The sequence below is a fragment of the Streptomyces sp. NPDC047706 genome (genome assembly GCF_043204795.1).
Taxonomy (GTDB): Bacteria; Actinomycetota; Actinomycetes; order Streptomycetales; family Streptomycetaceae; genus Streptomyces.
On record NZ_JBIDCW010000004.1, the window covers coordinates 291,127 to 309,736 of the forward strand.

At 74.3% G+C, this 18,610-nt stretch carries 20 protein-coding genes; 9 read left to right on the forward strand and 11 right to left on the reverse strand.

Annotation, left to right across the window (positions count from 1 at the left end; all coding sequences use genetic code 11):
* Positions 1-69: 69 nt before the first annotated feature.
* Positions 70-1,386, reverse strand: a complete 1,317-nt coding sequence (locus ACGF8A_RS06885) for an ATP-grasp domain-containing protein (protein WP_393104998.1) — start codon at positions 1,384-1,386, stop codon at positions 70-72.
* Positions 1,387-1,586: 200 nt separating this feature from the next.
* Here ACGF8A_RS06885 and ACGF8A_RS06890 point away from each other — a divergent pair, with 200 nt between their 5' ends.
* Positions 1,587-2,918 carry a glycoside hydrolase family 26 protein gene (locus ACGF8A_RS06890; protein WP_393105000.1) on the forward strand — a complete coding sequence of 444 codons (1,332 nt, stop codon included), beginning with the start codon at positions 1,587-1,589 and terminating at the stop codon, positions 2,916-2,918.
* A 31-nt stretch (positions 2,919-2,949) separates the two neighbouring features.
* Here ACGF8A_RS06890 and ACGF8A_RS06895 read toward each other — a convergent pair whose 3' ends face one another.
* Genes ACGF8A_RS06895 through ACGF8A_RS06935 form a run of 9 tightly spaced genes read right to left on the reverse strand, consistent with a single transcriptional unit; the run spans position 2,950 to position 12,771 of the window.
* A complete protein-coding gene (locus tag ACGF8A_RS06895) occupies positions 2,950-4,056 on the reverse strand; it encodes a GNAT family N-acetyltransferase (RefSeq protein WP_393105002.1) in 1,107 nt (368 codons plus the stop codon).
* Complete coding sequence (locus ACGF8A_RS06900) at positions 4,053-4,709, reverse strand: lipopolysaccharide biosynthesis protein (protein ID WP_393105004.1); 657 nt, start codon at positions 4,707-4,709, stop codon at positions 4,053-4,055. The genes ACGF8A_RS06895 and ACGF8A_RS06900 overlap by 4 nt, the downstream gene beginning before the upstream one ends.
* Positions 4,709-5,872, reverse strand: coding sequence for a glycosyltransferase (locus tag ACGF8A_RS06905; RefSeq protein ID WP_393105006.1), 1,164 nt, complete (start codon positions 5,870-5,872; stop codon positions 4,709-4,711). Before ACGF8A_RS06905 ends, ACGF8A_RS06900 begins: the two co-directional genes overlap by 1 nt.
* The gene (locus ACGF8A_RS06910; RefSeq protein ID WP_393105008.1) at positions 5,872-6,627 is read right to left on the reverse strand and encodes a polysaccharide deacetylase family protein; all 756 of its coding nucleotides are present in this window, start codon (positions 6,625-6,627) and stop codon (positions 5,872-5,874) included. The genes ACGF8A_RS06905 and ACGF8A_RS06910 overlap by 1 nt, the downstream gene beginning before the upstream one ends.
* A complete protein-coding gene (gene murJ / locus ACGF8A_RS06915; protein WP_393105010.1) occupies positions 6,611-8,317 on the reverse strand; it encodes a murein biosynthesis integral membrane protein MurJ in 1,707 nt (568 codons plus the stop codon). Before murJ ends, ACGF8A_RS06910 begins: the two co-directional genes overlap by 17 nt.
* Entirely contained in the window at positions 8,314-9,678 is a 1,365-nt protein-coding gene (locus tag ACGF8A_RS06920; RefSeq protein WP_393105012.1) for an O-antigen ligase family protein, read from the reverse strand. Before ACGF8A_RS06920 ends, murJ begins: the two co-directional genes overlap by 4 nt.
* 6 nt (positions 9,679-9,684) lie before the next feature.
* The gene (locus ACGF8A_RS06925; RefSeq protein ID WP_393105014.1) at positions 9,685-11,115 is read right to left on the reverse strand and encodes an exopolysaccharide biosynthesis polyprenyl glycosylphosphotransferase; all 1,431 of its coding nucleotides are present in this window, start codon (positions 11,113-11,115) and stop codon (positions 9,685-9,687) included.
* Positions 11,112-12,278, reverse strand: coding sequence for a glycosyltransferase family 4 protein (locus ACGF8A_RS06930; protein WP_393105016.1), 1,167 nt, complete (start codon positions 12,276-12,278; stop codon positions 11,112-11,114). The genes ACGF8A_RS06925 and ACGF8A_RS06930 overlap by 4 nt, the downstream gene beginning before the upstream one ends.
* Positions 12,279-12,327: 49 nt before the next feature.
* Entirely contained in the window at positions 12,328-12,771 is a 444-nt protein-coding gene (locus tag ACGF8A_RS06935) for a hypothetical protein (RefSeq protein WP_393105019.1), read from the reverse strand.
* 230 nt (positions 12,772-13,001) lie between these two features.
* Here ACGF8A_RS06935 and chpG point away from each other — a divergent pair, with 230 nt between their 5' ends.
* The 8 genes from chpG (at position 13,002) to ACGF8A_RS06975 (ending at position 18,099) form a co-directional block, all read left to right on the forward strand.
* Positions 13,002-13,241: a chaplin ChpG gene (chpG, locus tag ACGF8A_RS06940; protein WP_393105021.1), complete on the forward strand. Its 240-nt coding sequence runs from the start codon at positions 13,002-13,004 to the stop codon at positions 13,239-13,241.
* A gap of 262 nt (positions 13,242-13,503) precedes the next feature.
* Positions 13,504-14,316, forward strand: coding sequence for a hypothetical protein (locus ACGF8A_RS06945; protein ID WP_393105023.1), 813 nt, complete (start codon positions 13,504-13,506; stop codon positions 14,314-14,316).
* Positions 14,317-14,462: 146 nt separating this feature from the next.
* On the forward strand, positions 14,463-14,744 hold the full coding sequence (locus ACGF8A_RS06950; RefSeq protein ID WP_393105025.1) for a hypothetical protein: 282 nt from the start codon (positions 14,463-14,465) through the stop codon (positions 14,742-14,744).
* A 216-nt stretch (positions 14,745-14,960) separates the two neighbouring features.
* Positions 14,961-15,461, forward strand: coding sequence for a DUF5949 family protein (locus ACGF8A_RS06955; protein ID WP_393105027.1), 501 nt, complete (start codon positions 14,961-14,963; stop codon positions 15,459-15,461).
* A complete protein-coding gene (locus tag ACGF8A_RS06960) occupies positions 15,461-16,072 on the forward strand; it encodes a vitamin K epoxide reductase family protein (protein ID WP_393105150.1) in 612 nt (203 codons plus the stop codon). Before ACGF8A_RS06955 ends, ACGF8A_RS06960 begins: the two co-directional genes overlap by 1 nt.
* 110 nt (positions 16,073-16,182) lie before the next feature.
* A complete protein-coding gene (locus tag ACGF8A_RS06965; RefSeq protein ID WP_393105029.1) occupies positions 16,183-16,695 on the forward strand; it encodes a hypothetical protein in 513 nt (170 codons plus the stop codon).
* Positions 16,696-16,826: 131 nt separating this feature from the next.
* Positions 16,827-17,249, forward strand: a complete 423-nt coding sequence (locus ACGF8A_RS06970; protein WP_393105031.1) for a tyrosinase family oxidase copper chaperone — start codon at positions 16,827-16,829, stop codon at positions 17,247-17,249.
* On the forward strand, positions 17,233-18,099 hold the full coding sequence (locus tag ACGF8A_RS06975) for a tyrosinase family protein (protein WP_393105033.1): 867 nt from the start codon (positions 17,233-17,235) through the stop codon (positions 18,097-18,099). Before ACGF8A_RS06970 ends, ACGF8A_RS06975 begins: the two co-directional genes overlap by 17 nt.
* A gap of 151 nt (positions 18,100-18,250) precedes the next feature.
* On the opposite strand, the gene ACGF8A_RS06980 is transcribed toward ACGF8A_RS06975, so the two are convergent.
* Positions 18,251-18,538, reverse strand: a complete 288-nt coding sequence (locus ACGF8A_RS06980; protein ID WP_393105035.1) for a chaplin — start codon at positions 18,536-18,538, stop codon at positions 18,251-18,253.
* Between the last annotated feature and the right edge of the window lie 72 nt (positions 18,539-18,610).

An 18,610-nucleotide genomic window follows, 5' to 3' on the forward strand; every position in this document is an offset into this window, starting at 1 on the left:
TCCACGGAATGCGGGCGCCCCGGGCGACGAACCACCGTCGCCCGGGGCGCCCGCACGACCGGGGCGCCCTCAGAGGCTGCCCGCCTTCTCGTCCTTCTCGTCGCCGGGGAGCCCCGGGGCTCCGAGGGGACCCGGCACCTCGACCGGACCGGGCTCCACCGGGGGCGCCTGACGGACCAGCGGGACCCGCGGCGGGGTCACCGCCGTGGCCCGGCGCCGCAGGCGCCCCCGCAGCCGGCGCAGCACGTGCCGGGACCACAGGGCGCTCATCGCGAGACCTGGGGCGAGGTCGTCGCGGGCGTGCCAGGCCAGTTCGCGGCCGGCGGCCGCCGGGCGGAGCGCGGTGAGCGGGGCGTAGTTCTCGACCACGAACGCCCGGCCCGGCCGCGGCGCCCCGTCCGGCAGCGGGCGGTGGGTCAGGTCCAGGTGCGCGGCGCGTACGACGTCCAGTCCCGCGCTGTCGGCGAAGAGCCGGAACTGGGCGCCGGGACGTGGGTTGAAGTCGAGCAGGTGGTAGCGCCCGGTGGCGCCGCAGCGGCGGAAGTCGAGGTCCAGGATGCCGCGGTAGCCGAGCTCGCCGACGAGGCGCTCGGCGAGCGCCCGCACCTCGGGGTTGGGTGTCCACGCGCCGACGGCCGTCAGGCCCGCGGCGCGTGGCCAGGAGTGCAGCTTGCGGCCGGGACCGCCCGCGCGGACGGCGCCGGAGCGGTCCGCGTACCCGTGGAAGAACCAGTCGCGGTCGGGGCCCGGCGGCAGGAACTCCTGCAGCAGCAGCCGGCTGCCCGCTTCCCCGGAACGCTCGTACAACTCCCGTGCCTCCTGCGTGGAGCGCACCAGCGCCGTGCTGCGCAGGCCGGTTCCGGTGGGCAGCAGCCACGGCCGGCTCCACTTCGCCACCACCGGCAGCCCGAGCCGCCAGGCGGCCGCGGCCGCCTGCTCGGCGCTGTCGGGCACCGTCGTGCGGGGGTGCGGCAGGCCGAGCGCCGCACAGACGGCCGCCAGTTCGGCCTTGTCGGCGACGCGTTCGGGCAGTCCGGCGGGCGGCGCGGGGAGCAGGTAGGCGGGTGCGAGGGCCTCGTCCAGCCGCCCCACCGCGATGGCGCCGGCGTCGTCCATCGGGATCAGCACGGCCGGCCGAGCGATTCCCGCGGCGACCCGGAGCAGCGCCGCGGCGATGTCGTCGAGGGAGGCGTCCGGTCCCGGTGGCGGATGCAGTTGCCGTACGAAACGGGACGTACGGACCGGGCTTCCCGCGCAGTCGGCGACCACGTGCACGTCCACCCCCGCCCGGCCGAGCGAGCGTACGGCGCCCAGGGTTCCGTGGTGAAAGGGGTTCCGGTCGATCCGCAGCAGAACAGCGGGGACGCGGGTGTCGAACAGCGACACGGCGGTTATTCCTTCGATTGTTGACCCGTGCGGGCGAGCGGGGCACTCGCACGCCCCACGCGCACTGGCGGAATTCACACTGATATGACTGAGTGTCAGTGACTGGGACAGAAATCCATCGGAAAAGACGTCACCGTCACAGTCCACCGCGAAGAACGTCAGCCGAGGGACAGCACACGAGAGTGGAGAGAGGAGCGGTCATGGCCGCAGAGCAGCGCCGGGGCCGGCCCCGGCGGCTGGCGTGCCTCGCGGCGACGGTCGTCGCGTCGGCCGTCCTGGCCGCCGGTCCCGGATTCGCCCTGGGCCTAGGGGTGACGGCGGTCGGCGACCCGCCGGCTCCCGCCCCCACGACACCCACGCGACCCGCGACACCGACGGCGGCCACGACACCCGGCCCCGGATCCGGCACCGCCCCGGCGACGACGGCTCCGCCCGTCCCGGCCGCCTCCCAGTCGCCGGCTGCACCGCCGGCCGGACCGGCCAGGCCGCCCGTGCGGGAGTTCCCCGCCTTCGGTGCCTATCTCCACTACGCCGAGCGCGGCGTGGCCCGGATCGCCGAGCTCAGCCGCTGGCTGGGCGGCGCCGACCTGCGCGTCGGGCACACCTATCTGCCGGGTGACCGGTGGAGCAACATCGAGGGCGCGCCCGACTTCCTGGAGTCGTGGGCCGACTGGCGCAACGCCGAGGACGACCGGATGTTCGTCCTGAACGTCCCCATGCTGGAGCGCAACGAGGAGGGAGTCCCCGACCACGAGGTCAGGGCACTGCTGCGGCGCGGTGCGGCCGGTCACTTCGATCACCACTTCCGCAGGCTCGCCGAGCGGCTCGTGGAGCTGAAGGTGCCGGACACGGTGATCGTGCTCGGCTGGGAGATGAACGGCATCACGTACACCCATCGCTGCGGGCCCGATCCGCAGGCCTGGAAGCAGTACTGGAACAACATCGTCACCACCATGCGTGCGGTGCCGGGCCAGAAATTCCGGTTCGACTTCACCCCGACGCGCGGTCGTGACGCCATTCCCTGGCCCCGGTGCTATCCGGGAGACGACACGGTCGACATCGTGGGAATGGACGCGTACGACCAGCCGGCCGGACTGTCCTTCGACGAACAGGTGAAAGAGCCCTACGGACTCCAGGAGCACGTGGAATTCGCGAAGGCACACCGCAAGGAGATCTCTTATCCCGAATGGGGCCTGTTCCGCAACGGTGACAACCCGGAGTACATGCGCCGCATGCTCGCCTGGATGGACAAGCACAAGCCGCTCTACAACACCCTGACCGACTACTGCCCGCACGGCGTCTGGCAGTGCGACGACAACCCGAGGTCCGCCGCGGTGTACCGGGCGATGCTCACCGGCCGCACCGACGCACCGGCCCCGCAGCCGACGCCGCAGCCCACGCAGCCTGCTCCGGCCACGCCGCCCGCCACACCCCCGGCCAGCTGCTCGCCGCTGCACCTCGGGGACTGGGTGGAGCAATGGCTCGGCGGAAGGCTGTGCATGCGGCTCGACTGGTGGTCGCGCCTGCGGTGACCCGGTGCGCCGCCGGTGGCGGCAGGCCCGTTCAGGACCTGCCGCCACCGTCGCGCTCCTTCCGCCGGCGCAGCACCTGCTTGCCCCGGCGGCGCGCTCCGGAATCGCACACCGCCGCCGCCAGCAGCGGGGCGGTGCGCCGCCGGGCGAGCAGCAGCCGCTGGTTGACGACGGTCTCGGGACGCCAGTGATGCTTGTACGGCTCGTCCCCGCGCAGCAGGCTCAGCGTGCTGAGCCCTTCCGCGCGGGTCTGCTCGGCGCAGGCCTCCAGCAGCATCGCCGCCACGTCCGCCTTGTGTTCCCGCAGCGCCGGGTGGGCGCCGTACAGATAGCCGCCGCTCAGCCACCGTGACGTCAGCGTCAGATCGACGGTCACCACCTCGCCGTCCAGGCGGAACTCGGTGACCACCGCGTCCCCGGTGCGCACCATCCCCGCCACCGCCCGCACCAGATGGTCGCGGAACCGCGGCCGCAGATGCTCCGACGTCACCTTCCGCCCCTGCCACTGCAACCGGTGCAGCTCCAGCAGCCGCCCCAGTGCCCGCTCCACCTCGTCCGGCTTGACGACACTCCGTTCGACGCCCATCGCACGCAGCCTGCGGAGCTTGGCGCGGGCCCGCTGCTGGGACTTGGACGGCAGCCGGGCGACGAGGTCCGCCATCGGCACGGCGGGCAGCTCCAGGCACAGCGAGTCGCTCACCCGGTGCCGTGGCCCGTGCCACCGCTCGTACACCCGCTCGGCCGCCCCGCCCGGCCGGACCTCCCGCAGGTCGATCAGCGCGGTGCGGGCGGCCCTCGCGAGCCCCTCGGTGAGCGCGGCCAGAGCCCCCTCCCCGTGCTCGCCGTCCAGCAGCACGTCCCCGTAGTCGGAGATCGCCCCGCCCAGCAGCACCAGCGACGGCAGCGGGCGTGTCACCCGCATCAGGGGGGCCGCCGCGACGAGTTCACCGCCCGCGCGCACCAGCACCAGCCGCAGCCGCCCGGGCCTGCCGTAGGACAGCCACCAGGAGTGCAGCCAGGCATGGCTCTGGAACGGTGTCGCGGCCGGCGACCTGCCGTGCAGCCTGCCCCAGACGGGGGCGAGCGCGGCGAAGGCGGGCTCCTCGGTGACGACCTCCGTGCGGTACGACGGCTTCACAGCGCCCCATGCGCGTCGACGGCGACGGACGGGCCCGGCACGGAGGCGGCCCGCGCCGGGTCGCCCGCGCCACGGCGGGGCCGTACCAGCAGGGCGAGCCCGCCGAGCAGTCCGCCCGCGCTCGCGCCGACCAGACCGGTCACCGTGGCGGAGGGCGAGGACGGCTCGGTCGGCTTGGTGGCGCGGGCGAACTGCCGGAGTTCCACCTTGGTGGCGTCCGCGGTGTCGTCGGCGTGCCGGGTCAGGGCGCGGGCCACGGCGTTGGCCATGTCGGCGGAGAGACCGGGCCGGGAGGAGGTGGCGGTGATCGCGACCATCGGCGCGTCCGGCGAGGTCGCCGTCCGCACGCTGTCCTTCAGCGTCCGCACCGGTACGCCCGCCCACATCTGCGCGTCCCCGACCACCGCGACCTGCGTGGCGACCCGGCCGTACGCCTGTGCGAAGCCCAGCGCGGAGGCCGGGTCCGAGTTCTCGGCCGGGACGGCGACGACGTAGCTGGTGGCCGTGTACGTGGGGGCCTTCAGCACGCCGTAGCCACCGCCGAGCAGCCCCCCGGCGACCACGCCGGCCGCGATCAGGCTCCAGGGCGGGAGCGTCCTGAAGCGGGCCGGCGGGCCGGCCGGGCGGTGCTGTCCATCGGGGTTCTCGGTCATCACGAACTGACTCCCTGGGGTGAGGGTGACGAGGGCGCCGCCTCACGCGGGGCGGCGAGCGCGGTCGCGTAGACATCCATGAGCCGGGCCGCGCTGCGGGTGACGCTGTAGTGGCGGGCGGCCTCGGCGGCCGTGCGGCTGTGCGGTCCGGCCGCACGGGCCTCGGCGACGGCACGGGCGAACTCCGCGGCACCGCCGGTCACCCGGCGGGCGTGGGGCGCGGTGTGCGGGGGCAGGTCCTCGATCGCCGGGCAGGAGGCGTGGACGACGGGCAGGCCCGCCGCCAGCGCCTCCACCACCGCGAGCCCGAACGCCTCCTCCGCGGACGGCGAGACCAGCAGGTCCATCGCCGCGGTGAGGGAGGGCAGGTCGGGTCCGGGCGAGCCGTCCGGGACGTTGGGGCGTTCGCCGGTGAACAGGACGCGGCCGGCGACGCCCGCCTCGCGCGCGGTACGGCGCAGCACACTCTCCTCGGGGCCGCCGCCGACCAGCAACAGCCAGCAGTCCTCGGGGAGCTGGGCCAGGGCCTGCACGGCGAGGCCGAAGCGCTTGCCGGCGGTGAGCCGTCCGACGGCGCCGATCAGGAACGCGGTCTCGGGCAGGCCGAACCTCTGGCGGGTGCGCTGCCGTCGCACCGGGTCGAAGCGGAACCCGGCCAGGTCGATGCCGTTCGGCACGACCTCGATGCGGGCGGCCGGGACACCCCAGCGCTTCAGCCGGGCGGCGACCGTGGGGGAGACGGCGACCGTGGTACGGCCGAGGCGCTCACTGGCGAGATAGAGCCCGCGCACGCCGGCGGTCAGGGGGCGGCCCTCCATCTGGGAGTCGCCCAGGGAGTGCTCCGTCGCGACGATGGCCCTGACCCCGGCGAGGCGCGCGGCGAGGCGGCCGTAGACGCAGGCGCGGTAGAGGTGCGTGTGCACCAGGTCGTAGCCGCCGGAGCGGACGAGGCGGGTGAGGCGCGGCAGGGCGCCGAGGTCGCGGTTGCCGCCCATGCCGAGGTGGGTGACGCGGACGCCGTCGGCGATCAGGCCGTCGGCGACCGGGCCCGGGTTGGTGAGCGTCACGACGTCGCACGCGGCGGGCAGATGCCGCAGCAGCAGCCGCAGTTGCTGCTCCGCGCCGCCGACGCCGAGGCCGGTGATGACGTGCAGGACCTTCATCACACGCCCTCCACCGCGCGCCGGCGCAGCCCGTGCAGCCGGTACTTCAGCAGCAGGCGTACGGCGGTGTCGTCCTGCCCGATGTGCAGCCGGGGCAGGGCGTACCGGCCGGAGAGCGGGCCGGGGTCGATCGCGCAGGCGTACGCGTACCCGGCGTCCCGTACGGCCCCGGCGGCTCGCCGGTCGACCGAGCCGTACGGGTAGCAGAAGCCGGCGACCGGAGCACCGGTCAACTCCGCGAGTGCCACCCTGCTTTCGACCGTCTCCACGGTCAGCGTCACGTCGTCGGCCTTCGTCAGATCGACGTGCGTCAGCCCGTGCGAGCCGATCTCCACGCCCTGTTCGGCGGCGGACCGGATGCCGTCGGCGGTCAGCAGCGGCTTGCGCGGGCCCAGCGGGTCCCAGGCGTTGTCCCCGCCGAGCCGGCCCGGCAGGACGAACAGGGTGGCGCCGCAGCCGTGCCGGCGCAGCACCGGAAGGGCCGCGTCGACGAAGTCGGCGTACCCGTCGTCGAACGTCAGCCCGACCAGGCCCCGGTCGTCGCCCCGGGCGCGGGCGGCGAGCAGTTCGGCCACGGACACGCCGCGCAGGCCCCGCCGCCGCAGCCAGCCGAGCTGCCGGTCCAGGCGGTCCGGGGTGACGGTGATGCGGTAGGGATCGTCGGCGCAGTTGCCCACGGAGTGGTACATCGCCACCCAGGGGACCGGGGCCGGGGAGCGCACGGCACGCGTGCCGGTGTCAACGGGAACGGACATACGGAAGCCTCCGGGTCGCGGAACGTACGGAACGCAGTGCGGACACGACTCCCCGCTCGCCCAGCGCCCGGCCGAGCAGGACGAAGACGACGGCCACGGTGAGCCAGCCGAGGACCAGCCCGGGCAGCGGCGCCTCGAACCGGCTCGCGACGACGGCACCGGTGACGGTCGCGGCGAAGGCGGCGCCGAGCGGCCGGGCGAGGTCCGCGAGGACGTGACGGAGGCGGAGGGGGACGACGCCCCGGGCGGCACGGGTCGTGCGGCCGTCCGCGCCGGGGCGCACGCTCCGCGCCCGCGCCCCGCCGAGCAGCAGCGCCGCCGTCAGCGTGATGCCCGCCGCGTTCGCCGCGGCGATGCCGCTGACGCCCCACAGCCCGACCGTGCCCGCCCCGGCGGCGGCCGTCGCGGCGATGCCCGCCGTCATCGCGGCCAGCGGGTACCAGCTCGGGCGGCCGTCCGAGAAGTAGGTGCGGACCAGGGCGCCGACCAGGGTCTGGCCGAGCAGCCCGAGCGCGTACACACGCATCACCTCCGCCGTCGCCGCCGTGTCCCGCGCCGTGAACGCGCCCCGCTGGAAGAGGAGCTCGACGATCTGCGGGGCGCAGGCGATGACCGTGGCGGCGCCGAGCAGCACGATGCACGCGGCCAGCGCCAGATCCCGCTCGACCCGGTCGCGGGCCCGCTCGCCGTCGCCGTCGGCCAGGGCCCTCGCGACCACCGGGAAGGTGACCGTGCAGAGCATCAGGGACAGCGTCATCGGGATCTGCGCCACTTTCTGGGCGTAGTTCAGATGCGAGATGGCCCCGGGGTCGAGGTGCGAGGCGATGAACCGCTCGATCAGGACCTGTGACTGACGGCACAGCGCGAACAGCAGCACCGCGCAGACCAGCGCGAGCCCCACCGGGCGCTGCGGTTCACCGGCCTCCGCCGGGCCGCCGGCGCTCTTCGTACGCAACTGCCGCAACAGCGCGGGAAGCTGGACCGCCACCATCAGGCAGCCGCCCGCCGCGACCCCGGCCGCCGCCGAGCGCACCCCCCAGTGCCCGCCGAGTACGAGCATCGCCGTGATGATGCCGGTGTTGTAGGCGACGTAGATCGCCGCCGGTGCCAGGAAGCGGCGGTGCGCCCGCAGCGCGGCACTGCAGTACCCGGCGAGCCCGAAGCTGACCACGCAGGTCGCCGTGATCCGGGTGCAGTCGACGGCGAGCGCGGGGTCGGGCAGGCCGGGGGCGAGGGCGCCGACCAGGAAGGGGGCACCGACGACGATCAGCCCTCCGGCGGTGATCAGGGCCAGGGAGAGCCGGGGCAGAGTGGCCGCGACCAGGGACCTCACGGGGTCGCCGGGCGCGCCCTGCGCACGCCGGGACAGCGCCAGGCTGAACGCCGGGATCAGGACGAGGGCCAGCCCGTCCTCGATGAGCAGGGTGGCCGCGAACTCCGGGACCGTCCAGGCGACCAGGAAGGCGTCCGTCTCGCTGCCCGCCCCGAACAGCCGGGCCAGCGCCTGGTCCCGCCCGAGCCCCAGCAGTGACCCCGCGACGGAGAGCACCGCGGTGAGCAGGGCCGCCCTGGCGAGGAAGCCGCGCCCCTCCGGGGCCTGTCCGCGGCCGGCGCCGGCGTGCGGCGCGTTGCGCGCGCCGGGCACGGTGGGCCGCGCGGCCCCCGGGGTCCGAGGGGGCGTCATGTTCATCGCGCCGGTGCCCCCTCCGGGCGCCGGACGGCCCACCCGTCCACCACGTCCTGCGCCGGCGTCTCCTCGGTGCGCCCTCCGGCAAGCGCCCACCAGGCCGCAAGTCCGAAGCAGAGAGCCGTCAGCACGGTCGAGGGGCCGCCGATGTCGGCGTAGACGAAGTCGGTCAACTGCCAGATCAGCAGCCCGCACGCCACCAGCGCGCAGTCGGGCACGCGCCTGCCCGACCGCGCCTTCGCCCGCACGAGCCCCCGCACCGCGCACACCAGCAGCGCGAGCCAGCTCCCGGCCAGCGCCAGCAGTCCGATCAGCCCCTGCTCGCTGAGGACCAGCAGATACATGTTGTGCGGGGACAGCAGCGGCTGCCTGCGGAAGGCCGCGCCCGCGCCCTCCGTGTCGCTGGCCGCGGACAGCGCCACCGAGGCATGGGCGTCGCGGTACTCGGGGAAGCCCTTCAGCCCCACACCGGTCAGCGGCTGTTCACGCCACATGCCGGTGGCCGCCGCCCACATGCTGTACCGGTCGGTGACCGACTGGTCGGGCGCGGCGGTGACCTGCGTGATGCTCGTGATCCGCTCCTGGAGCAGCGCCGTACCGACCCCGAAGCCGCCGACCAGGACCACCGCGGCCGCCACCGTCACGGCGCCCGCCCGCAGCGCCTGCCGCATCCCGGTCAGCGCCAGCTGCGCCGCGCACGTCACGGCGGTCGCGATCCACGCGCCCCGGCTGAAGGACAGCGCGAGCGGCACCAGCAGCGCCAGCGCGCATCCGACGGCGATCAGCCGCTGCCGTAGGGACGCCGTGCCGAGCGCCAGCCCGACCGCGCACACCACCCCGAACGACACCACGCTCGCCATGCCCATGATGTCCTGCGGCCCGAAGGTGCCGACGGCCCGGATCGGCTGTCCCTGGTACGAGGCGCCCGTTCCGGTCACGTACTGGTGCACGCCGACCGCCCCCTGCCACCCGGCGAGGGCCACGAGCGACCAGGCCAGCAGCCGGAAGTCCGCCCGGTCGCGGACCAGCAGCAGCACGGCGGCGGGCACCAGCACGAACACCTGGAGGTAGCGGCCCATCCCGCTGATCCCGGCCCCCGGTGAGACCGCCCCCGTCGCCGCCACCGCGAGCCCCACGACGGGCGCTCCGAGGACCACGGCGGCGGTACGGGACAGGGGGCGCCGCCGCTGCCGCAGCAGCCGTACGGCACAGAAGCCGACCACCAGCGCGGAGAGCGCGTCGGCCGGGGTGGCGCCCCCGTCGCCGCCCGGCGCGACCGGCAGCCCGACCAGGGCGACGAGGGCCACGAGGGGCAGGACGGGGGAGAGCGCCCGGGACCGCACGGCGGGCGGAGCGGGACTCATCGGCGCTCAGCTCCCCGTCGCACGGACGAGCGCGGCCGCCGTGCGCAGCAGGATGCAGATGTCCTGCCACAGCGACCAGTTGTCGATGTACGCGTTGTCGAACCGGGCCCGGTCCTCGATCGAGGTGTCCCCGCGCAAGCCGTTGACCTGCGCGAGCCCGGTGATCCCGGCAGGCATCCGGTGGCGGGCCGCGTAGCCGGGATAGGCCTGGCTGAACTGGGCGACGAAGTAGGGGCGTTCGGGGCGCGGCCCGACCAGGCTCATGTCGCCGCGGAAGACGTTCCACAACTGGAGCAGCTCGTCCAGGGAGGTACGGCGCAGGAACCGGCAGAACCACGGCATGTCGTGCTCGTTGGCGACGCTCCACCGGGTCGCCGACTCGTGCTCGTCGACCGGGCGGTGGGTGCGCAGCTTCAGCAGCGTGAAGGGCCGGCCGTCCTGGCCGATCCGCTCCTGCCGGAACACCACGCCCGGTCCCCCGCCCATCCGCAACGCCAGCGCGCAGGCCAGCAGCAGCGGGCTGACCACCAGCAGCAGCGACCCGGACACCAGCACGTCCAGCGTCCGCTTGCCGGCGTCGGCGCGCCGCCCGGGGCCCAGCTCCAGCCGCCGGCAGGCGTACCCGGCGAGCTGCTCCCGGGCCTCGTACGACGGCGAGTCCGCGTCCAGCTCCCACACCGCGCACCCCCACCCGGCGAGCCACCGCAGCAGCGGCCCGTGCTCGGTCCGCGCGGTGGGGGGGACGACCAGCACATCCCGGACGCCGTTCTGGATGAGCGCCCGCTGGACCTCCTCGCCGGTCGTCAGCACCGGCAGCCCCTCGGTGCCGTCCGCGTGATCGGCGACGATCCCCACCGGCCGCACCCCGCACCGGGGGTGCCGCAGTACGGCGGAGGCGACCCGCTGCGCGGTGTCGACAGGCCCGACGACCAGCGCGGCGCGCGGCTGCCGCAGCAGCGCCAGCCGCCGCCGCCAGTGCACCAGCGCACGTCCCGCGCAGCCCGCGGTGGTGTGCGCGGCGATGCCGAGGGCCAGCGTGCCCGCCTGCAGCGCCTGCTGCGGGGCGGCGGCGGCGACCAGCGCGGCGAGCGCCAGCCAGGCCACCGCGATCCGGCCGCACACGGTCGGCAGTTCGTCCAGCACGCCCTGCCCGCGCCGGGGCGGCCGGTGCGGACGCAGCAGCAGTGCCGCGGCGACCAGCAGGCCCGCCAGGACCGGCCGGTTCAGCGTCAGCGCCGCCAGCGTGGCCGCGCCGAGATCGGCGAGCAGCAGCGGCACCGGCGAGGCGGGCCGGGCCGCGAGCCGCGGGGCCCGGAGGGGGAACCCGGCGTCGCCCCTGCCGGGCGCGGGCACGACCGGGACGGCCGGGAATCCGTGGTCCCGTGTCTGGGTGCCGGGGGAGGGGACCGTGCTTTCCGCAGTGCTTTCCGCAGTCACGAGTGGATGGACTCCCTGTACTCGGTGGACGCGGCGGGCGCCGCCGTCCCGCTGCCGAGGAGCGCGCGGTACACGTCCGCCATCGCCTCGGCGGCATGCTGTACGTCGTGTCCGGCCAGTACGTGCCGGCGGCCCCGCTCGCCGAGCGACTCGCCGAGCGGGGGGTCGAGCAGCAGCGCGGTGACCGCGTCGGCCAGCGCGGGCGGGTCCTCCGGCGGCACCAGGCAGTGCGGTACGAGCGCCGGCGGCAGGCTCTCCCGGGCGCCGGCCACGTCCGTGGTCACCACGGGCCGGCCGCAGGCCATCGCCTCCAGCGGGGCCAGCGCCATGCCCTCCCAGCGGGACGGCAGCACGACCAGGTCGGCCGCCTGGTACCAGGGCACGGGATCGGCGACCGCCCCCGCGAAGCGCACCCGCTCCGGCGCGCGCAGCCGTTCCCGGTCAGGCCCGTCGCCGACCAGCACCAGCCGTGCCCCCGGCACCCGGCGGACCACCGACGGCCACGCGGCGAGCAGGACGTCCTGGCCCTTCTGCCGGCACAGCCGCCCGACGCAGACCACCAGCGGGGCCCGCGGACCGGCGTCCGTACCCGGCGGGGTCCGTACGGTGTGGGCGGCCGGACGGAAACGCCCGGTGTCGATCCCGTTCGGCACCACCGCCCACCGGGCGCCGATCCCAACCCGGAGCCCGGTGCGGCGCTCCGCCTCGCTCACGCACACCGTCCGGTGCGCCCATCGCGTCCCGAACCGCTCCCACCTCAGCGCCAGCGCGGCCGTCGCCCCGCCCACCGCCTCGAACGACCAGGCGTGCGGCTGGAACACCGTGGGGATCCGTCCCCGTACCGCGATCCGCCCGGCCAGCCCGGCCTTCGCGCTGTGCGCGTGCACCAGGTCGGGCCGCACCTCGCCGACCAGCCGCGCCAGCCGGCTCACCTCGCCGGCGAGCGACGCCCCGGGCGCGCGCGTCGCGTGCCAGGACCGTACGTCGGCCCCCAGCCGCCGGAGACTCTCGCTCAGCCCGCTGTCCGGGCAGGCGACCGAGATCCTCAGGCCGGCCGCGAGCTGGGCCCGTGTCAGGTCCGCGACCACACGGGCGACGCCGCCGTCGACGGGCTGTGTGACATGGAGGACCCGTGGCCGGGGGTCGGTGGCTGGCTGGTGCATGACGCGGCTTCCTCGCTCACGGATGACGCTGGACGGGCGGGTACGCGCCTCACGGCCGGATGTCGGCGGCGACGAAGAGCACACCGGCCCTGGCCGCGTCCCGCTGGGAAACGAGGCGGAAGGCCGACTGGTTATCGTTTGATCGGAAACCCGTCGGGAGATCGAACGCGTCCGGGTCCTGTCCGACCGTGTTCGCGTACGACGGCACTCGCGCGCCTGCCGCGCCGCTGATCGTTGAATTCAGCACGTCATCGGCGACGTCGGCGGCATCGGAGGACGCGGTCCCGGACGCCGTGAGCGCATCACCGGTATGACCGCGGTCACCGTTGCGGGTGACCGGCCCGATGCTCGCGAGGTTGACGGGGGGCGGGCCGAATGCGCCGTGGGCACGGCGCGGGGCGGCGGTCCGGGCGCTGCCCGGTGCCCGGGTCACGGCCAGGGTGAGGACGCACACCGTCGCACGGCGCGGCAGCGAACCCGGGGAATTGCGCATGGCCGGCGGTGCCCTTTCGAAAGGCGGGCTACTGGGGTGCGTCGGACGGTCCGTCACTCTAGTCGGTAACGTGACGGACTATCTGAAATCAGACATGTGTGTCGGATTCGTGCACACGGCTTCCGGGCGCTATCACCTTTTTGGCGGCACAACTCCCGCGCGTGCCGCGCGTTGACACAGCGCCGGGCACCCGCCCGGATGTTTGTGTCAACCCCAAGGAGCACCTCTCCATGTCGCGTATCGCGAAGGGCCTGGTCCTGACCTCCGTCGCCGCCGCCACGGTGGCCGGCACCGCCGGCGTGGCCGCCGCCGACAGCGGCGCCCAGGCCGCCGCCGCCCACTCCCCGGGCGTGCTGTCGGGCAACGTCCTCCAGGCTCCCATCCACGTCCCGGTCAACGTCTGCGGCAACACGGTCGACGTCATCGGACTGCTGAACCCGGCGTTCGGCAACGTGTGCGAGAACGACTGACGTCGCCGCGCATCCCCGGCCGGCCGCTCTCCCGTGCGGAGGGCGGCCGGTTCGTCATGTCGTGCCGTGCTCGGCCCCGCCCTCCATGTCCTGCCTCAAATGGGGGCAGGTCCCCGGCGGCCGGCGCGGAGCGCTCGATGTGCCGTTCACCAGCGGGGATACCGGGCGCGCGAGGGTCGCCCAGGGTGTCCGAACGGTTGCGGGGCGTAAGGGTCACTCGCACGGTGGATGAGACCCCGATGCACCATCGAAAGGAACGCTCATGCGTGGTCTGCCCGCACGGCGTCTCGCGTCCTCCGCCCTCAGCGCCGCCCTCGTCCTCGGCATCGCCGCCCCCGCCGCCGTGGCGGCGGACCACGACCCGGCCCGCTCGCACGCCTCCACCCCGGTCCCCGGCGCGGACGAACTGCTGCCCCAGATCGAGTACCTGGCCGGCCTCGACACCGTGTTCACCCCGGTGGCCGAGCTGCTCGGCACCGTCCTGACGGCCCAGGGCGGTCAGCTGCCGGAGAGCCAGGCGGCCGAACTGGACGCTTCGGTACAGGAGGCGATCGCGGAGTTCCTGGCCGGGATGCCGGTACTGCCGCCGTCGACGGCCTCGCCCACGCCGTCCGCCGAGTTGCCGCCGGCCCCCAGCGCTCCGGCGGCTCCCGCCACGCCCGCCGCCCCGTCGGCCCCCGCGGCGCCCTCGGCCCCCGCCGCGCCGTCGTCTCCCGCCGTCCCGTCGTCTCCCGCCGTCCCGTCGGCCCCCGCGGCGCCCTCGGCCCCCGCCGATCCGGTGACGAACCTGCCGGCCACGAGCGTTCCGGCGACGACCCTTCCGGCCCTCACCGACGACGTCGACATGCCGTCCGCCGACGTCGGCATGCCGTCCGCCGACATCGACGAGGAGTCGGTCACCGAGCTGGAGAAGCTGATCGACGAGCTGCTCGAATCGGCCACCTCCGGCACGGTGACCGAGGTGGTCCAGGCGGCCACGAGCGTCCTGGCCCGCCTCGTCGACGCCCTCACCGCGATGCTGCTGGGCGCCGGACTGACCGTCCCGGCGGTCCCGGCAGAAGCGGCCGCCTCCTGACAACACCGTTGCACAGGCCGTGATTTCGGCAGCCATAACGGCTGTTATATGAGGAAGCGGAACGCCGTTTCCGCTCCCTGTGGGAATCGTTGGGCACGGCGTCAGAATGCCCCTCGGCAATGCGAGTTGCCGACGAAAGGAACACGATGAAGTCCCTGAAGGCTGCCGCTGTCGTTGCCGGGTCCCTGGTCGCCGCGAGTGCCGCCGTGCCCGCGTTCGCCGCCCACAATCCCGCCGACCTCACGCCCACCAGCCTCAACGGCGCCGTGAACACCATCACCAAGGGCCCCATCGACGTCATGCCGCTGAAGCACCAGTCGGACGCGCTCAACACCGAGAACAAGGACTCGGTGCTCAGCTCGGTGAAGGACACGACCACCACGCTGAACAAGAACGGGCTGCTGGGTGGTCTGCCGCCGCGGCGCTGACGTCCGCCGGGTTCGCCGGGACGCCGCCGGATTCGCGCTCCCGGGAAGGCACTGCGCCATGTCTCGTCGAAAGGGCCGATTCCGCTCACCGCCGGAATCGGCCCTTCGTGTCGTCCCGGCGTGCCCGTCCCTCGTTCGGGTGGACGCCGCGGGGGCTCTGGTCCGCACGGGTGAGAACCCGTCAGCCCGGTTCCGGCGCGTGGATAAGGTCGCGCGGTGACCACAACCCCCAGCGAAACCCGCCCCCTCCACCCCGCGGACCTGGGCACGCTCGTCATCATGCCGTGGACCGGAAAGCCCCAGGACGGCAAGGACCTGCCCTACCTCCTCGCCTGTTCCAGAGGGGACGCCCCCGACGGTCCCGGGGCCGCGAGCGCCGCCGTCGAGCGGCTGCTGAACGACGCCGGCCTGACCCTCGGTGCCGACGTCATCGACGGCGGCACCCGGCCGGGCCTCCCGGTCAGCCTGCTGGTCGTGGCGGGCCAGGCCGTCGTCACGATGCCGCGCCTGAAGGCCCAGTGCCTGGTGCCGCCCGAGTGGCTGGAGGCCGTGGCCGAGCGCGGCTACGCCTACCTGCTGTTCACCGCCCGCCCCTGGGCCGAGGCCCGGGTCGGCAAGGCAGTCACCCCGGACGCGCTGCGCGAGTTCGTCATGGCCGAGGAGACCGCGCAGGCCTCCGTGCATCTGCTTCTGCCGGCGCGCAGTCTGCGCCAGTGATGGCGCGCGCCGGGCAGCACGCGCGGCGGGCCGGTGCCACCGGCGCGGGCCGGGCGTTCGCCCTGCTGCTGGTGGTCACGGGAGCGGCGGGACTGCTGGCCTCGTGGGTCATCACCCTGGACAAGTTCAAGCTCCTGGAGGACCCCGGCTTCACGCCGGGCTGCAGCCTGAACCCCGTGGTCTCCTGCGGCGACGTCATGGAGAGCGACCAGGCCGCGGCCTTCGGGTTCCCCAACCCGATGCTCGGCCTGGTCGCCTACGGCATCGTGATCTGTGTCGGGGTGAGCCTGCTGGCCGGCGCGGCCTTCCCCCGCTGGTACTGGCTGGCCTTCGGAGCGGGCTGCCTGTTCGGCGTGGGGTTCGTGACCTGGCTCCAGTTCGAGTCGCTGTACCGGATCAACGCACTGTGCCTGTGGTGCGCGCTGGCATGGGCGGCGACCGTTCCGCTGTTCTGGTACGTGACGTCGTACAACGTGCGCGAGGAATTCCTGCCCGCCCCGCGCTGGTTGCGGACGTTCTTCGACGAGTTCACCTGGCTGCTGGTGCTGCTGCACCTGGGAATTGTCGGAATGCTGATTCTGACGCGATGGTGGGACTTCTGGACGAGCTGACCCTCGTACTATTCCGGCAGTCGGGCGAAATGTGCGCTGGTGCTGTTTCCCGGCTCGTTACTCGGTACGCACGCACAGCTAGCCGAATTCCGAAAGGGACCGCATCCGAGATGAAGTCGACCACCCGAGGAACCCTCGCCGTAGTGCTCACGTGTGTGGCGGCCGCCGCGACCGGTGCCGCCACCGCGTCCCCCGCCGCGGCGGTGCCCGTCCCCGTGCCGCTGGAGGGTGCGGAAACCGCACTCGGCATGGAACTGCCTCAGATCGGCTTCCAGCTTCCGACGCCGAGGCCGGGTGTGCCCGACGGGCCGCGATATGTCGAGGGCCGCCTCCTTCCCGAGCGGACGCTGCCGCAGCTGCCGGTCAACAGCGCGCTGCCCGGCGCCGACGTGCGCGCGCCGCTGCCGCGGCTCCTCGGTGACGACTACGACCATCTGGGCGTCGCCGCGCCCGCCTCCGACCTGCGCACCCTGTCCCCGGGCCTGGACGTGGACGCCCCGCTCACCGGGCCCAGCCGGGACCACTTCGGCATGCCCGAGCCGAAGCTGCCCGAGGTCGGCGTGCTGGCACCCGTGGTGCAGACCATGCCGGGCGCCGAACTGGTCATGGGTCCCGGCCTGTAGCGGCCTGCCGGGGCGTCCCCGGGGCCGGGCGGCGGAGTCCGGGCCCTGGGCCGTCCGGGGCGCGACGGTGACCGCCTGGGGTGCTGCGCGGTTACTCCGGTACGACAACCGAACCGGAGGAGGAGCACAGGATGGTCGGCGGCGCAGTGGCTGTGGGTGTGGAGGGCAGCGGCACGACCGCGAGAGCGGGGTCGGCCCCCGTACGGGGAGCACGGCAGGACCTCGGGTGGGGCACGCGGCGGGCCGTCGTACGAGGGCTGCTGGCGTCGGCCGCCGTCCTGGCGGTCCCCGCGTGTGACCCCGGCGGCCTCGCCGGCGCGGCGCCGGACGAGATGTACCGCGGCCGGCGGATCCGGGTCAGCGGGAGCCGGATCACCGTGGACGGCCGGCCGCTGCATCTGATGCGCCGGGCCGACGGGACCTGGCTGAGCATGATCGACCACTACTGCTCGTACCCCACCCCCCTCGAAGCGGCCCGCGCGGCCGTCGACGAGCTGGGTCCCAAGGGGCGGTTGCCGCTGACGGAGGGGGACCACCATGGTGTACACGCGTAAGGACGTCAGCACGCTGACGGGGGGTGAGAGGCGGCGGTTCGTCAACGCGCTGCTGGAGCTCAAACGCCGCGGCGAGTACGACGAGTTCGTGCGGATGCACATCGCGTACTACGTCTCCGACGGCGAGAACGGCCTGCGTACGGCCCACATGGCGCCGTCCTTCCTGCCCTGGCACCGCCAGTTCCTGCTGGAGCTTGAGCGGGCGCTGCAACGGCTTGACCCCTCGGTGACGGTGCCGTACTGGGACTGGACCCGCGACCGTGCGGCGACCTCGACGCCCTGGACGAACGACCTGCTGGGCGGCACCGGACGGCGTTCGGACCGGCAGGTGACGACCGGTCCGTTCGCGTACGCGGAGGGCCGCTGGAGGATCACCGAGAACGTCACGGACGTGCGGTTCCTGACCCGGGACCTCGGCAGGTCCCGGGACCCGATCGCGCTGCCGACGAAGAGCGACGTGGAGTGGGCGCTGAAGGACCCGGTCTACGACGCCCCGCCCTGGGACTCGACGGCCGGCAAGGGATTCCGCAACAAGCTGGAGGGGTGGGGCACCGGGCGGGGCAGCGTCTCCTGGCGGAACCACAACCGGGTGCACCGGTGGGTCGGTGGGGCGATGGTCGGCGGGGCCTCGGTCAACGACCCGGTCTTCTGGCTCCACCACGCCTACGTCGACCTGCTGTGGTCACGCTGGCAGGCGCGGCACCGGGTGCACGGGTACCTGCCCGCCGGTCCGCTCGGCCCGGGCGACCCGCAGCGCGGGCGCGTGGTGGCGCGACACCAGGCCCTGCCGCCCTGGAATGTGACACCGGATCAGCTTCAGGACCACGGGCGGATCTACCGGTACGGCTGAGCAGGGCCGGACACGGGCGAGCCCCGGCGCTCGGGGGTGCCGGGGCTCGTGAGGTACGCGTGGCACCTCGGGGCACTGCTCGATGCCTCGTGGAGCACTGGCCTGTACCCGGGTGAGGTGCTGGTCAGTGCCCCCGAGGCGTGCGGCTGTCTCAGCTGCCGTAGGCGGGGGCGGCCTTGTCCTTGGCGCCGTTCTCGCCGCCGTTGTTCTCGCAGGTGTTGCCGAAGGCCGGGTTCAGCAGCCCGATCACGTTGACGGTGTTCCCGCAGACGTTGATCGGAACGTGGATCGGAATCTGGACGACGTTGCCCGACAGCACGCCGGGCGAGCCGACGGCCGCACCCTCGGCACCCGCGTCCGCCATGGCCAGACCGGCCCCGCCGAGGACCATGGCACCCGTGCCGAGGGCCACTCCGGCTGCCTTCGCGATGCGCGACATCACGTTCTCCTTATTGACTCGGTGAGCGCGGCAGCAGGACGTGCCGCCGACTCCCCGTTCAACGCGGCGGGC

Excerpts from the sequence above, each read along its gene's own strand:
- ACGF8A_RS06960 (WP_393105150.1), top strand. The coding sequence starts at position 15,461 with ATGGCGCGCGCCGGGCAGCACGCGCGGCGGGCCGGTGCCACCGGCGCG.
- ACGF8A_RS06905 (WP_393105006.1), bottom strand. The coding sequence starts at position 5,872 with ATGAAGGTCCTGCACGTCATCACCGGCCTCGGCGTCGGCGGCGCGGAG.
- murJ (WP_393105010.1), bottom strand. The coding sequence starts at position 8,317 with ATGAACATGACGCCCCCTCGGACCCCGGGGGCCGCGCGGCCCACCGTG.
- chpG (WP_393105021.1), top strand. The coding sequence starts at position 13,002 with ATGTCGCGTATCGCGAAGGGCCTGGTCCTGACCTCCGTCGCCGCCGCC.
- ACGF8A_RS06945 (WP_393105023.1), top strand. The coding sequence starts at position 13,504 with ATGCGTGGTCTGCCCGCACGGCGTCTCGCGTCCTCCGCCCTCAGCGCC.
- ACGF8A_RS06965 (WP_393105029.1), top strand. The coding sequence starts at position 16,183 with ATGAAGTCGACCACCCGAGGAACCCTCGCCGTAGTGCTCACGTGTGTG.
- ACGF8A_RS06980 (WP_393105035.1), bottom strand. The coding sequence starts at position 18,538 with ATGTCGCGCATCGCGAAGGCAGCCGGAGTGGCCCTCGGCACGGGTGCC.
- ACGF8A_RS06920 (WP_393105012.1), bottom strand. The coding sequence starts at position 9,678 with ATGAGTCCCGCTCCGCCCGCCGTGCGGTCCCGGGCGCTCTCCCCCGTC.
- ACGF8A_RS06900 (WP_393105004.1), bottom strand. The coding sequence starts at position 4,709 with ATGACCGAGAACCCCGATGGACAGCACCGCCCGGCCGGCCCGCCGGCC.
- ACGF8A_RS06975 (WP_393105033.1), top strand. The coding sequence starts at position 17,233 with ATGGTGTACACGCGTAAGGACGTCAGCACGCTGACGGGGGGTGAGAGG.
- ACGF8A_RS06930 (WP_393105016.1), bottom strand. The coding sequence starts at position 12,278 with ATGCACCAGCCAGCCACCGACCCCCGGCCACGGGTCCTCCATGTCACA.
- ACGF8A_RS06950 (WP_393105025.1), top strand. The coding sequence starts at position 14,463 with ATGAAGTCCCTGAAGGCTGCCGCTGTCGTTGCCGGGTCCCTGGTCGCC.
- ACGF8A_RS06935 (WP_393105019.1), bottom strand. The coding sequence starts at position 12,771 with ATGCGCAATTCCCCGGGTTCGCTGCCGCGCCGTGCGACGGTGTGCGTC.
- ACGF8A_RS06910 (WP_393105008.1), bottom strand. The coding sequence starts at position 6,627 with ATGTCCGTTCCCGTTGACACCGGCACGCGTGCCGTGCGCTCCCCGGCC.
- ACGF8A_RS06970 (WP_393105031.1), top strand. The coding sequence starts at position 16,827 with ATGGTCGGCGGCGCAGTGGCTGTGGGTGTGGAGGGCAGCGGCACGACC.
- ACGF8A_RS06890 (WP_393105000.1), top strand. The coding sequence starts at position 1,587 with ATGGCCGCAGAGCAGCGCCGGGGCCGGCCCCGGCGGCTGGCGTGCCTC.